This window comes from Klebsiella sp. 54 (assembly GCF_018223875.1).
In the GTDB taxonomy this organism is placed as follows: domain Bacteria; phylum Pseudomonadota; class Gammaproteobacteria; order Enterobacterales; family Enterobacteriaceae; genus Klebsiella; species Klebsiella quasipneumoniae.
In genome coordinates, this window is record NZ_JAGRRA010000015.1 from 147,347 (window position 1) to 159,444 (window position 12,098).

12 protein-coding genes and 1 other RNA gene are annotated in these 12,098 nt (G+C 59.3%); 7 read left to right on the plus strand and 6 right to left on the minus strand.

The window, feature by feature from the left end:
• Window positions 1–2 precede the first annotated feature (2 nt).
• Entirely contained in the window at window positions 3–1,115 is a 1,113-nt protein-coding gene (gene ydiK / locus KHQ24_RS23435; protein WP_211777503.1) for an AI-2E family transporter YdiK, read from the plus strand.
• A 190-nt stretch (window positions 1,116–1,305) separates the two neighbouring features.
• Window positions 1,306–1,413: antisense sRNA RprA (rprA, locus tag KHQ24_RS23440), an RNA gene on the plus strand.
• 85 nt (window positions 1,414–1,498) lie between these two features.
• Here the strand turns inward: rprA and ppsA are convergent.
• Entirely contained in the window at window positions 1,499–3,877 is a 2,379-nt protein-coding gene (gene ppsA / locus KHQ24_RS23445) for a phosphoenolpyruvate synthase (protein ID WP_004203115.1), read from the minus strand.
• A 75-nt stretch (window positions 3,878–3,952) separates the two neighbouring features.
• Between ppsA and KHQ24_RS23450 the strand changes: the two genes are divergently transcribed.
• The 4 genes from KHQ24_RS23450 to hemP all read left to right on the plus strand — a co-directional run bounded on the left by KHQ24_RS23450 (window position 3,953) and on the right by hemP (window position 6,585).
• Window positions 3,953–4,072: a hypothetical protein gene (locus tag KHQ24_RS23450; RefSeq protein WP_004203117.1), complete on the plus strand. Its 120-nt coding sequence runs from the start codon at window positions 3,953–3,955 to the stop codon at window positions 4,070–4,072.
• A gap of 144 nt (window positions 4,073–4,216) precedes the next feature.
• A complete protein-coding gene (locus KHQ24_RS23455; RefSeq protein ID WP_002909061.1) occupies window positions 4,217–5,050 on the plus strand; it encodes a pyruvate, water dikinase regulatory protein in 834 nt (277 codons plus the stop codon).
• A 154-nt stretch (window positions 5,051–5,204) separates the two neighbouring features.
• Window positions 5,205–6,251 (plus strand): 3-deoxy-7-phosphoheptulonate synthase AroH, encoded by a 1,047-nt coding sequence (gene aroH, locus KHQ24_RS23460; protein WP_004203118.1) that lies wholly within the window; start codon window positions 5,205–5,207, stop codon window positions 6,249–6,251.
• Window positions 6,252–6,405: 154 nt separating this feature from the next.
• Window positions 6,406–6,585 carry a hemin uptake protein HemP gene (gene hemP / locus KHQ24_RS23465; RefSeq protein WP_023290103.1) on the plus strand — a complete coding sequence of 60 codons (180 nt, stop codon included), beginning with the start codon at window positions 6,406–6,408 and terminating at the stop codon, window positions 6,583–6,585.
• 29 nt (window positions 6,586–6,614) lie between these two features.
• Here the strand turns inward: hemP and selO are convergent, their stop codons facing one another.
• From selO to KHQ24_RS23485, 4 genes are all read right to left on the minus strand, one after another.
• On the minus strand, window positions 6,615–8,057 hold the full coding sequence (gene selO / locus KHQ24_RS23470; RefSeq protein ID WP_043519800.1) for a protein adenylyltransferase SelO: 1,443 nt from the start codon (window positions 8,055–8,057) through the stop codon (window positions 6,615–6,617).
• Window positions 8,058–8,170: 113 nt separating this feature from the next.
• Entirely contained in the window at window positions 8,171–8,635 is a 465-nt protein-coding gene (locus KHQ24_RS23475) for an NlpC/P60 family protein (protein WP_002909082.1), read from the minus strand.
• An 81-nt stretch (window positions 8,636–8,716) separates the two neighbouring features.
• Complete coding sequence (gene btuD / locus KHQ24_RS23480) at window positions 8,717–9,466, minus strand: vitamin B12 ABC transporter ATP-binding protein BtuD (RefSeq protein ID WP_004203123.1); 750 nt, start codon at window positions 9,464–9,466, stop codon at window positions 8,717–8,719.
• A complete protein-coding gene (locus tag KHQ24_RS23485; RefSeq protein ID WP_004203124.1) occupies window positions 9,466–10,017 on the minus strand; it encodes a glutathione peroxidase in 552 nt (183 codons plus the stop codon). The genes btuD and KHQ24_RS23485 overlap by 1 nt, the downstream gene beginning before the upstream one ends.
• Window positions 10,018–10,253: 236 nt before the next feature.
• Here KHQ24_RS23485 and KHQ24_RS23490 point away from each other — a divergent pair, with 236 nt between their 5' ends.
• A complete protein-coding gene (locus KHQ24_RS23490) occupies window positions 10,254–11,054 on the plus strand; it encodes a MetQ/NlpA family ABC transporter substrate-binding protein (RefSeq protein ID WP_004203125.1) in 801 nt (266 codons plus the stop codon).
• Window positions 11,055–11,099: 45 nt separating this feature from the next.
• Here KHQ24_RS23490 and btuC read toward each other — a convergent pair whose 3' ends face one another.
• A complete protein-coding gene (gene btuC, locus KHQ24_RS23495) occupies window positions 11,100–12,077 on the minus strand; it encodes a vitamin B12 ABC transporter permease BtuC (RefSeq protein ID WP_004203127.1) in 978 nt (325 codons plus the stop codon).
• Window positions 12,078–12,098: the final 21 nt, after the last annotated feature.

Here is a 12,098-nt window from a genome sequence, read left to right on the forward strand (position 1 = left end):
CTATGATTAACCCCCATCAGCCTCGGGACATACCGCAAATACTGCTGTCGGTGCTGTTCCTGGCCCTGATTATCATATCCTGCCTGTGGGTTGTGCAGCCGTTTATTCTGTCCTTCGCCTGGGCCGGCACCGTGGTGATCGCCACCTGGCCGGTGCTGCTGCGTCTGCAGCGTGTGCTGTTCGGCAAACGGATGCTGGCGGTGCTGGCGATGACCCTGCTGCTGTTTTTGCTATTCGTTATTCCTATCGCTCTGCTGGTCAACAGCCTGGTGGATAACAGCGTTCCGCTGATCAAACTCATCAGCAGCGGAAATGTGACGCTGCCGGATTTCGCCTGGCTCAACAGCGTGCCGCTGGTGGGCGATAAGCTCTACTCCGCCTGGCATGGCCTGCTGGATATGGGCGGCTCGGCGATTATGGCCAAGGTTCGCCCCTATATTGGCACCACTACCAGCTGGTTTGTCGGTCAGGCGGCGCACATCGGCAAGCTTCTGGTCTACTGCGGTTTGATGCTGCTGTTCAGCGCGTTGCTCTACTGGCGCGGTGAGCAGGTGGCCTACGGTTTCCGCTATTTCGCCACGCGCCTGGCGGCTAAACGCGGTGACGCCGCCGTGCTGCTGGCCGGCCAGGCCGTGCGCGCCGTGGCGCTGGGCGTGGTGGTGACAGCCCTCACCCAGGCGGTGCTGGGCGGTATCGGCCTTGCCATCTCCGGCGTGCCTTACGCCGCTCTGCTGACCGTGGTGATGATCTTTACCTGTCTGGTCCAGCTCGGACCTTTGCCGGTTCTGGTGCCGTCGATTATCTGGCTTTACTGGAGCGGGGACACCACCTGGGGCACCGTGCTGCTGGTGTGGAGCTGCGTGGTCGGCACCATGGACAACGTTATCCGCCCGGTGCTTATCCGCATGGGCGCCGACCTGCCGATGATCCTCATTCTTACCGGCGTCATTGGCGGCCTGATCGCCTTCGGCATGATCGGTCTGTTTATCGGTCCGGTGCTGCTGGCCGTCTCCTGGCGCCTGTATGACGCCTGGGTGCACGAAGTGCCGCCGCCGCCGAAAGATCCCGACGTCGTGCTCGAAGAGCTCAGCGAGCTGGAGGCCGGGCGCAAGTAATGCATTGTCAGGCGGGGAGACCCGCCTGTTTCCCCGCCAGCACAATTGTTAAGCAAAATTTATTGATCGCCGGCTCAACGCCAGACTTGTAAGCCCCTCACCCGCGTTTCACCTTCCGGACCTTCACAACAATTTAACTATTGAGAGGAATCTGATCGACGGCAAAGGCCCCGCTGCCTACTATTAGCTCACGGTTATAAATCAACACCTTGATTTATAAGCATGGAAATCCCCTGAGTGAAACAACGAATTGCTGTGTGTAGTCTTTGCCCATCTCCCACGATGGGCTTTTTTTTGTCCTGCGCTCACGACACCTGGCGCTCTGACACAGGCAAAAAAAATCCCCGGCATCGCTGCCGGGGATCGGTGTTGTCAGGGCGAACTTATTTATTCAGTTCCGCCAGACCTAACCAGGTTTGCACCACGGTGTCCGGGTTGAGGGACAGGCTATCGATCCCCTCCTCCATCAGCCAGGCGGCAAAATCTTCATGGTCAGACGGCCCCTGGCCGCAGATGCCGACGTATTTACCCTGCTGCTTCGCGGCGCGGATCGCCATCGACAGCAGGGCTTTCACCGCGTCGTTGCGTTCATCAAACAGCTCAGAGACCACGCCGGAGTCGCGGTCCAGACCGAGCGCCAGCTGGGTCATGTCGTTCGAACCGATGGAGAAGCCGTCGAAGTATTCGAGGAACTGCTCCGCCAGCAATGCGTTCGACGGGATCTCGCACATCATAATGATCTTCAGCCCGTTCTCGCCGCGCTTCAGCCCCTGACGCTCCAGCTCTTCGACCACCGCTTTCGCCTGGGCAACGGTACGGACGAACGGCACCATCACTTCAACGTTGGTCAGCCCCATGTCGTTACGCACGCGCTTCATGGCTTCACATTCCAGCGCGAAGCAGTCGCGGAAGCTTTCGGAAACGTAGCGTCCGGCACCGCGGAAGCCGAGCATCGGGTTCTCTTCTTCCGGCTCATAGCGCTCGCCGCCTACCAGGTTGGCGTATTCGTTCGACTTGAAGTCCGACAGACGCACGATCACCCGTTTCGGATAGAAAGCGGCACCAAGGGTGGCGATCCCTTCGGTCAGGCGGCCAACGTAGAACTCTCTCGGCGAATCGTAGCCTTTCATCAGCTCGCGGATTTCGTTCTGCAGGCCCGGCTCCTGGTCGTCAAACTCCAGCAGCGCGCGCGGGTGCACGCCAATCATGCGGTTGATGATAAACTCCAGCCGCGCCAGACCCACGCCTTCGTTCGGCAGGCAGGCGAAGTCGAAGGCGCGATCCGGGTTGCCGACGTTCATCATCACCTTCAGCGGCAGATCCGGCATGTCGCCGACGCTGGAGCTCTTGACGCTGAAGTCGAGCAGCTCGGCGTAGACATAGCCGGTATCGCCTTCGGCGCAGGAGACGGTCACGTTCTGGTTTTCCTGAATGCGATCGGTGGCATCGCCGCAGCCGACCACCGCCGGAATACCCAGCTCACGGGCGATGATAGCCGCGTGGCAGGTACGGCCGCCGCGGTTGGTGACGATCGCCGAGGCTTTCTTCATGATCGGTTCCCAGTCCGGGTCGGTCATATCGGTAACCAGCACGTCGCCCGGCTCAATGCGGTTCATCTCGCTGATATCGTGGATCACCTTCACCGGACCGGCGCCAATGCGATGGCCGATGGCGCGCCCTTCGGCGATGATCTGCCCCTGAGCGTGGAGGGTATAACGCTCCATCACCTGGCCGCGGGAACGCACGGTTTCCGGACGCGCCTGGACGATAAACAGCTTACCGGTGTGGCCATCTTTCGCCCACTCGATATCCATCGGACGGCCGTAGTGCTTCTCGATCTGCACCGCCTGCTTCGCCAGCTCCTGCACCTCCTCGTTGGTTAACGAGAAGATATCGCGCTGCGCCTGCGGCACATCTTCGATACGCACCTGCTTGCCGTGCTCCTGGGTCGGCGCGTAAACCATGCGGATCTTTTTCGAGCCCATAGTGCGGCGCACGATCGCCGGGCGGCCAGCGGCCAGCGTCGGTTTGTGGACGTAGAATTCGTCCGGGTTCACCGCGCCCTGCACCACCATCTCGCCCAGACCCCACGCCGAGGTGATAAACACCACCTGGTCAAAGCCGGATTCGGTATCGATGGAGAACATGACGCCGGAGGAGGCCAGATCGGAGCGGACCATCCTCTGCACCCCGGCGGAGAGCGCCACGCCGCGATGATCGTAACCCTGATGCACGCGATAGGAGATCGCGCGATCGTTAAACAGTGAAGCAAATACGTGCTTCACGGCAACGAGCACGGCGTCAAAGCCCTGCACGTTGAGGAATGTCTCTTGCTGCCCGGCGAAGGAGGCGTCCGGCATATCTTCCGCGGTGGCGGAAGAGCGCACGGCGAATGAGGCCTCGGCGTCATCGGCGGACAGCAGGTCATAAGCATCGCGAATCGCGTTTTCCAGTTCGCTCTGGAAGGGGGTATCGATGATCCACTGTCGGATCTGCGCGCCCGCTTTCGCTAATGCGGAAACGTCGTCAATGTCGGTTTCATCCAGCAGCGCATAGATGCGCTGGTTAACACCGCTTTGGTCCAGGAACTGGTTGAAAGCATCAGCGGTGGTGGCAAACCCGTTAGGTACGGAAACACCCATACCGGACAGATTCGTAATCATTTCACCAAGGGAGGCATTTTTGCCCCCAACTCTGTCTACATCATTCATGCCGAGTTGGTTATACCAAAGCACCAGCGGTGACGAGCCATTGTTGGACATCGAGACAATCCTTTTGTGATTTAATACCAGTGAAAAAAATTTCACGATCGACTGCAAGATTATCCTGACATATTTATGGTGCTGAAAAAAACGGTGAATCGTTCAAGCAAATTATTTTTTCTTTTTTCGGACTGTTCCTCTGATATAGATAACTTGATGATTTTTAGGAATTATGACGAGAAACGCTGGAAATAACGGCAAAAAAAAGAAAATGAACCACCCTTTTCATAAAAAACAAAAATAGTGTTTCAATTTTAACAAGAGACAAATCAAACAGGGATATGCTTAAATTTAATATCCGCTTTCAGGCAATTAAACTCATTATACCGGATGGTCAAAATGGAAAGTGCTGTAGATCGCCACGTATTTTATATTTCTGACGGTACCGCCATTACGGCGGAGGTGCTGGGACATGCCGTCATGTCGCAATTCCCGGTCGCCATCAGCAGCGTGACCCTGCCGTTTGTGGAAAATATCAGCCGTGCGCGGGCGGTGAAAGAGCAGATTGACGCGATTTATCAGCAAACGGGCATCCGCCCGCTGGTGTTCTATTCCATCGTCATTCCGGAGATCCGCGATATCATTCTGCAAAGCGAGGGCTTTTGTCAGGATATCGTTCAGGCGCTGGTGGCCCCGCTGCAGCAGGAGCTCAACCTCGACCCGACCCCGGTGGCGCACCGCACCCACGGCCTGAACCCCGGGAACCTGATCAAATACGATGCGCGTATCGCCGCCATCGATTACACCCTCGCCCATGACGATGGCATCTCGCTGCGCAACCTTGACCAGGCGCAGGTGATCCTCCTCGGCGTGTCGCGCTGCGGCAAGACGCCCACCAGTCTGTACCTCGCCATGCAGTACGGCATTCGCGCCGCCAACTATCCGTTTATCGCCGACGATATGGACAATCTGGTTCTGCCGGCCTCGCTGAAACCCCTGCAGCATAAGATGTTCGGCCTGACCATCAATCCGGAACGTCTGGCGGCGATCCGCGAGGAGCGCCGGGAGAACAGCCGCTACGCCTCGCTGCGCCAGTGTCGGATGGAAGTGACCGAAGTGGAGGCGCTGTATCGCAAGAATAAAATCCCCTGCCTGAACAGCACCAACTATTCCGTTGAGGAAATAGCGACAAAAATCATGGACATCATGGGGCTGAATCGCAGGATGTACTAATACACTAGTACATTATTAAAAATTTGTTTATGCTATCACCCGTGGCCTATACAGGATCATGCCCTGCTCTTGCAATAAGCAGGGATTGGTTTATCGTGATGCGCATCACTTCCCGGCATTTTCGCTGGCGAAGAAACAGATTTTTGAGACCCCAATGAATAAAACAGACGAATTGCGTACCGCGCGCATTGAAAGCCTGGTAACGCCCGCGGAGCTGGCCCAGCGCCATCCCGTTACGGCCGACGTGGCCGCCCACGTCTCGGCCTCCCGTCGCCGAATTGAAAAAATCCTCAACGGCGAAGACCGCCGCCTGCTGGTGATTATCGGCCCCTGCTCCATTCACGACACCGACGCGGCGATGGAGTATGCCCGCCGCCTGCAGACCATGCGCGAGCGCTACCAGCCGCAGCTGGAGATCGTGATGCGCACCTACTTTGAAAAACCCCGTACTGTGGTGGGCTGGAAAGGCTTAATCTCCGATCCGGATCTCAACGGCAGCTACCGGGTCAACCACGGGATTGAGCTGGCACGGCGCCTGCTGCTGCAGGTCAATGAGCTGGGGGTGCCGACGGCCACCGAGTTTCTCGATATGGTGACCGGTCAGTTTATCGCCGATCTCATCAGCTGGGGAGCCATCGGGGCGCGCACCACTGAAAGTCAGATCCACCGTGAAATGGCTTCGGCGCTCTCCTGCCCGGTCGGGTTTAAAAACGGCACCGACGGCAATACGCGCATCGCCGTGGACGCCATCCGCGCCTCCCGCGCCAGCCATATGTTCCTCTCCCCGGACAAGCAGGGGCAGATGACGATTTACCAGACCAGCGGCAACCCGTTCGGGCATATCATTATGCGCGGCGGCAAACGGCCGAACTATCACGCCGAGGACATCGCCGCCGCCGGCGAGGCGCTGCGGGAATTCGATCTGCCGGAGCAGCTGGTGGTCGACTTCAGCCATGGCAACTGCCAGAAGCAGCATCGCCGTCAGCTGGAGGTGTGCGCCGATATCTGTCAGCAAATTCGCGCGGGCTCTACCGCCATCGCCGGCATTATGGCGGAGAGCTTCCTGCAGGAAGGGACCCAGAAAGTGGTTCCCGGCCAGCCGCTGGCCTGGGGCCAGTCGATCACCGATCCCTGCCTGAGCTGGGAAGACAGCGAACGTTTATTGAGTGAGCTGGCGGCCGCCACGGCCACCCGTCTGTGACCGCTCCGCCCGCCGCGCATGCGGTGGGCGAACCCCTTCTGACATTCCCTACCAAATTCGGTAACACGATAAATAACGCTTGCCGTCAAAAACAACATTATTGATAATGATTATCATTGTTGCTTTGATTTTTATTTTGAGAGCTATGACGCGTATGGATAACACTGCCACAGCTGAAAAACCAAAAGACAATGCCCCCTATCCCGTGGCGACGGACAGACAGATCAGCAGTCGGGTTCTGTTAGGCAGCGAAGGACGGGTAGTCATTGAGCATGGCGGCCAGCGCTATCTGCTGCGCCAGACCCACGCCGGGAAGTTGATCCTGACCAAATAGTCGCCCCGCGGTGCGCGGGGCGAGGCGAGTTAGCTCGAGCAGCTGACTTCCAGACGTTTCCCCCAGTCCGGCGGCCGGCGGACGTAGTCGTCCTCGCGATCGGTGAAAGGATCGGCCAGCGCGGCATGCAGACGCTCCAGCTCCCCCATATCGCCAGCCTCAGCCTGCTCGATCGCCCGCTGCGCCAGCCAGTTACGTAATACCAGCGCCGGGTTGACGCCCTGCATCCGCTGCTGGCGCTGGGCATCCCCCACCTGTTCATCACGCAGCCGCGCGCGATATCCAGCGAACCAGCTGTCGAAAGCCGCACGGTCGATAAACTCGTCGCGCAGCGGCGAGGCGGCGCTGAGCTGTTCGCTGTGGCTCAGCAGGCGGAACGTTCGGGTATAGTCGCTTCTCTCGCGGATCATCAGGGCAAACAGACCGTCGAGCAGGTCGTTATCCCCTTTCTGCTGGCTGAACAGGCCAAGCTTGTCGCGCATCCGCTGGCCATAGGCGGTCAGCAAGGCGTGCTGATACTCATCCAGCGTCGCATTCAGCGCTTCGGCGCTGATAAACGGCGACAGCGACTGGGCCAGACGCTGCAGATTCCACAGCCCCACCGCCGGCTGGTTTTCAAAACTGTAGCGCCCCTGATAGTCGGAGTGGTTGCAGATGAAGTCCGGCTGAAAATCGTCAAGGAAGCCATACGGGCCGTAGTCGATGGTCAAACCGAGAATCGACATGTTGTCGGTATTCATCACCCCATGGGCAAAGCCCACGGTTTGCCAGCTGGCGATGGTCTGCGCGGTACGCGTGACAACGTCACGGAACCATAACAGGTACTTGTCCGCCTCATCCTGCAGTTGCGGCCAGTGGTGGCGAATGACATAGTCGGCCAGCTGCTGGACCTTCTGCGGCTCGCGACGATAGTAAAAATGTTCGAAATGGCCAAAGCGGACATGGCTCTCGGCCACCCGCATCAGCATCGCGCCAGGCTCCACGCGCTCGCGGTAGACCGGCGTATCGCTGGTCACCATCGCCAGGGCGCGCGTCGTCGGGATCCCCAGGGCGTGCATCGCCTCTGACGCCAGACTTTCCCGGATCGTCGAGCGCAGCACGGCGCGGCCGTCTCCCATCCGCGAATAGGGGGTCAGGCCGGCGCCTTTCAGATGCCAGTCGTAACGACGGCCATCCGCCAGCTGCTGCTCGCCGAGCAGGATCCCGCGGCCGTCGCCCAGCTGGCCGGCCCAGGCGCCAAACTGATGGCCGCTGTATACCTGCGCCAGCGGGGACATGCCCGGGAGCAGCGCTTCCCCGCCCCAGACGCCGGCCCCGCTTTCAGGCGCAAACAGCGCGTCAGGGACGCCCAGCTGTTGCGCCAGCGGGGCGTTGCGCCAGATAAGTCGGGCGTTATCCAGCGGCGTTGGTGACAGGGAAGTGTAAAAGTCCGGCAGTTCATCCCGCCAGTGGGTGGTAAAAGAAAGGGTCATGGTTCCTCCTCTCTCCAGTGTAGTGCCTGGAACAGCGGATTAACACGGGCGGAGTGCAGGGTTATCGGCATAAAAAAGGGAAGCGCTCGCTTCCCTCAGGCCGCTGAATGACGTCAGATACGCCGCGCCTGCCAGAACTTTTTGTTCCAGTAGACGTTATCCAGCGAGGAACGGGTGACGCCCTGACTGGTGGAGGCATGTATAAACTGGTTATCGGTATCGTAGATGCCGACGTGCAGGCCGCTTTCGCCTGAGCCGGTTTTGAAGAACACCAGATCGCCAGGCAGCAGATCGCGCTTATCAATCCGGGTACCGATTTCCGCCTGCTCGCGGGTTTCGCGCGGCAGCTGGAGGGCAAATTTATCGCGAAACGTGCGCACCACAAAGCCGGAGCAGTCGACGCCGCGCGGCGTCATGCCGCCGTAGCGATACGGTGCGCCGCGCCAGCTGCGCAGCTGCTCGTTCAGATTCGCCACCACCGTAATGGAGTCAGCCAGCCGAGGATTCGGCGGCGGTGCCCGATGGCTGCTGCAGCCGGCTAAAATTAACGCCGCCGCCAACATGAACCAGAAGCGCATTTCAGATGATCCCTCTGTCCCTAGTCTCTTTATCGCAATAATTTAGCTTGTTTATCAATATAGTGACAAGATAACTGCGTGCTACTGTGACGCGATGAGCATAATATGACCGGCCACCTCCACGCGCTGGAACGGGATCGCATAGGCGGCGGTTAAATTTTCCTCATTCAGCACCTCGGCGGTCTCCCCGCAGGCGATGGCTTCCCCCTGGCAGAGCAGCCAGCTCTGTCGGGCATGGCGCAAAGTGTGGTTGAGATCGTGACTGCTCATCACCACCGCAATTCCCGCCGCGCTTAGCTCGCGTAACAGCCGATCCAGCGCCGCCTGCTGGGCCACATCCAGACTGTTCATCGGCTCATCCAGCAGCAGCAGTTGACCCACGGGATTGCTTAAGGGATCGATCTGCAGGATCACTGCCGCCAGCCGCACGCGCTGCCACTCGCCGCCCGACAGCTGATTGACCGGACGGCCCAGCTTATTGTCCAGACCAAGCCGGGCCGCGATATCGCTCAGACGGGCGCTATCACCCTGCTGCTGCATATGCAGCGCCAGGTAGTGCCACACCGGCATGGCGAACGGCGGGGTCTGGTGTTGACACAGATATCCGCGACGGCGCGCCAGCTCCGTCGCCGGCCACTCGTCAAGCCGTCGTCCGTTAAAATGAATCGTACCGGGGCCGTCGGACAGTCCCGCCATGCGGGCCAGCAGCGTGCTCTTCCCTGCGCCGTTAGGCCCCACCAGGTGGACGATCTCCCCGGCGCGAAAGGCCGCAGAAAACGGGGCCAAACGCCCCGCCGCTTCTACATCCTGTAGCTGCATCAGAAACGACATTATTTCGCCAGCGCTCCTTTAATCGCCGCCACCAGCTGCGGATCGTCCGGCGTCATGTCCGGAGAGAAGCGCTGAATGACGTTGCCCTGGCGATCGACGAGGAATTTTTCGAAATTCCACAGAATGTCGTCCACGTACAGCGGCGCCCGGCCCTTGCTGGCCATCCGCTCATAAAAACCGCTGCCTTCCGGGGCCACCGCCTTCGGCGCGGCGGCAACCAGCTTTTGATAGAGCGGCGCGCGATGTTCGCCGTTGACGTCAATCTTGCTGAACAGCGGGAAGGTGACGCCGTAGGTGGTGCTGCAGAAGGTCTTAATCTCTTCTTCACTGCCCGGCTCCTGGCCGAGGAACTGGTTGCAGGGGAAGCCCAGGACGCTGAAGCCCTCGCCGGCAAACTGCTTTTGCAGGTCCTCCAGTTGCTCGTACTGCGGCGTCAGGCCGCATTTGGAGGCCACATTGACGATCAGCAGTACCTTGCCGGCAAAGGATGCCAGGGTGGTTTTCTCGCCATCAATGGTCGTCACTTCGGTATTCAGAATGTCATGTTGCATAGCCTGTCCTCAATGGATAAACCGGTTTCCGGTGAAGGTGATCCCTATCTACTGTAGCGGATTCAGCGCCCGCCATTCTACTGCCAATCCCCGCGAGTTGTCGCATGATGTAACAGCGCTTCGCTGCCCGTCGGCAACATGAAATCCTCTCAATTGGGCAGGCAACCATTTCCGTGTACAGTGTTCCATGAATGTAATATGGTTTTGTTACTTGTTAATTTAAGAGAGTTTTATTGATGAAGAAGTTGTTTAGCCTGGCGTTAATCGCCGCCTCTGTCGCCCTGCTGAGCGCCTGCTCTCCGGATGAAGATAATAAAGTGAAAGTCGCTATCAATACCGGGCCGGACGAAGCCATCTGGAAAGTAGTGGAGCAGGTAGCGAAGGATAAATATCACCTCGACGTCGAAGTGGTCTCCTTCAATGATTACGTGCTGCCTAACGAAGCGCTGAACAACAAAGATGTGGATGCCAACGCCTTCCAGACCCTGCCTTACCTTGAGGCGCAGTCGAAGGAGCGCGGCTATAAATTCGCGGTGGTGGGTAAAACCTTTGTCTTCCCTATCGCCGCCTATTCACATCGCATCAAAAATATCAGCGAGCTCCCTGAGGGGGCGACAGTGACCATCTCTAATGAAACCACCACCCTGGGCCGCAGCCTGCTGCTGCTGCAGGCGCAGGGACTGCTCAAGCTGAAACCGGGCGTCGGCTATTTACCCACCACGCTGGATATCATCGACAACCCAAAACAGCTGAAAATTGTGGAGGTGGATACCCCGCAGCTGACTCGTACTCTGGATGACCCGAACGTCAGCCTGTCAATCATTAACACCAACTTCTCCGCCCAGGCTGGCCTGTCGGCCGCCCGCGACGGCCTGTTCATGGAGGGACCGGATTCCCCTTACGTGAATGCGATCGTCGCCCGCGAGGATAACAAGGACAGCAAGAAAATTCAGGAACTGAAAGCCGCCTTCCAGACCAGTGAAGTCGCGGAAAAAGCGAAGGAAGTCTACAAAGGCGACGCGATCAAAGGCTGGTAAGCCCGAGCCGGCGCCGTCCCTGCAGACGGCGTCGCGCTATCCCCGTCACCGCGAGCGCAGCAGCAACCAGATAAAGACCGGCGCGCCCAGCGTCGCCGTCACCACGCCAATCGGCAGCTCAGCGGCGGAAAGCGCCAGCCGGGCGATAATATCCGCCCCCAGCAAAGCGCTTGCCCCCGCCAGCATGCAGGCCGGGAGCAACACCCGGTGATCGCTCAAGCCGCATAGCCGCAGAATGTGCGGGATCACCAGGCCGATAAAGCCAATCGCCCCCGCCAGCGCCACGCTCACGCCGACCATCCAGCCGGTCGCCACCACCAGCAGCTTGCGCCACAGCCACAGCGGCAGCCCGAGCTGACGGGCGGAGACTTCGCCCAGCGCCAGTAAATTCAGGGGTTGTGACTGCAGACAGACCCAGCAGAGTACCGGCAGGAGGGCTATCATCAGCCACAGCTGCTGCCAGTCGACGCCGCCAAACCCGCCCATCATCCAGTACATCAGCTGCCGCAGGTCAAAAGAGGTGGAGAAGTACACCGCCCAGGTCATCAGGGCGCTGCAGATGATGCCCAGCGCCACCCCCGCCAGCAGCAGACGGCTGGTGGAAAGATGGCGGCGGGCGAAACGCAGCAGAATAAAGGTGATCAGCAGCGCGCCGAGGATCGCGCACAGCCCAAGCGCCCAGCCTGGTAACAGGCCTTTGCCCAACAGGACGGCGGCAATCAGCCCGACGCCCGCGCCGTTGGAGACGCCCAGCAGACCCGGTTCCGCCAGCGGATTTTCAAACAGCGCCTGCATTATCGCCCCGGAGAGCGCCAGCGCCGCCCCCACCAGCAACACCGCCAGGGTCCGAGGCAGGCGGATCTGCCAGATAAACAGCTGCCCCTTGGCGCTGAACCACTCGCCGGGCGGGATCCATTGATCCCCCGCGCACAGACTGATCAGCAGGGTGACCAGCAGCAACAGCGTTAAACCAAAGAGCCAACGCCGGCTGCGGCGCTGTTGGAGATGGGCGAGAGTCAGCATAGATTCCATTACGCACTGGGA

Coding starts and splice junctions, on each gene's coding strand:
- ydiK (WP_211777503.1), top strand. CDS start 3: ATGATTAACCCCCATCAGCCTCGGGACATACCGCAAATACTGCTGTCG.
- ppsA (WP_004203115.1), bottom strand. CDS start 3,877: ATGTCCAACAATGGCTCGTCACCGCTGGTGCTTTGGTATAACCAACTC.
- KHQ24_RS23450 (WP_004203117.1), top strand. CDS start 3,953: ATGGTGCTGAAAAAAACGGTGAATCGTTCAAGCAAATTATTTTTTCTT.
- KHQ24_RS23455 (WP_002909061.1), top strand. CDS start 4,217: ATGGAAAGTGCTGTAGATCGCCACGTATTTTATATTTCTGACGGTACC.
- aroH (WP_004203118.1), top strand. CDS start 5,205: ATGAATAAAACAGACGAATTGCGTACCGCGCGCATTGAAAGCCTGGTA.
- hemP (WP_023290103.1), top strand. CDS start 6,406: ATGGATAACACTGCCACAGCTGAAAAACCAAAAGACAATGCCCCCTAT.
- selO (WP_043519800.1), bottom strand. CDS start 8,057: ATGACCCTTTCTTTTACCACCCACTGGCGGGATGAACTGCCGGACTTT.
- KHQ24_RS23475 (WP_002909082.1), bottom strand. CDS start 8,635: ATGCGCTTCTGGTTCATGTTGGCGGCGGCGTTAATTTTAGCCGGCTGC.
- btuD (WP_004203123.1), bottom strand. CDS start 9,466: ATGTCGTTTCTGATGCAGCTACAGGATGTAGAAGCGGCGGGGCGTTTG.
- KHQ24_RS23485 (WP_004203124.1), bottom strand. CDS start 10,017: ATGCAACATGACATTCTGAATACCGAAGTGACGACCATTGATGGCGAG.
- KHQ24_RS23490 (WP_004203125.1), top strand. CDS start 10,254: ATGAAGAAGTTGTTTAGCCTGGCGTTAATCGCCGCCTCTGTCGCCCTG.
- btuC (WP_004203127.1), bottom strand. CDS start 12,077: ATGCTGACTCTCGCCCATCTCCAACAGCGCCGCAGCCGGCGTTGGCTC.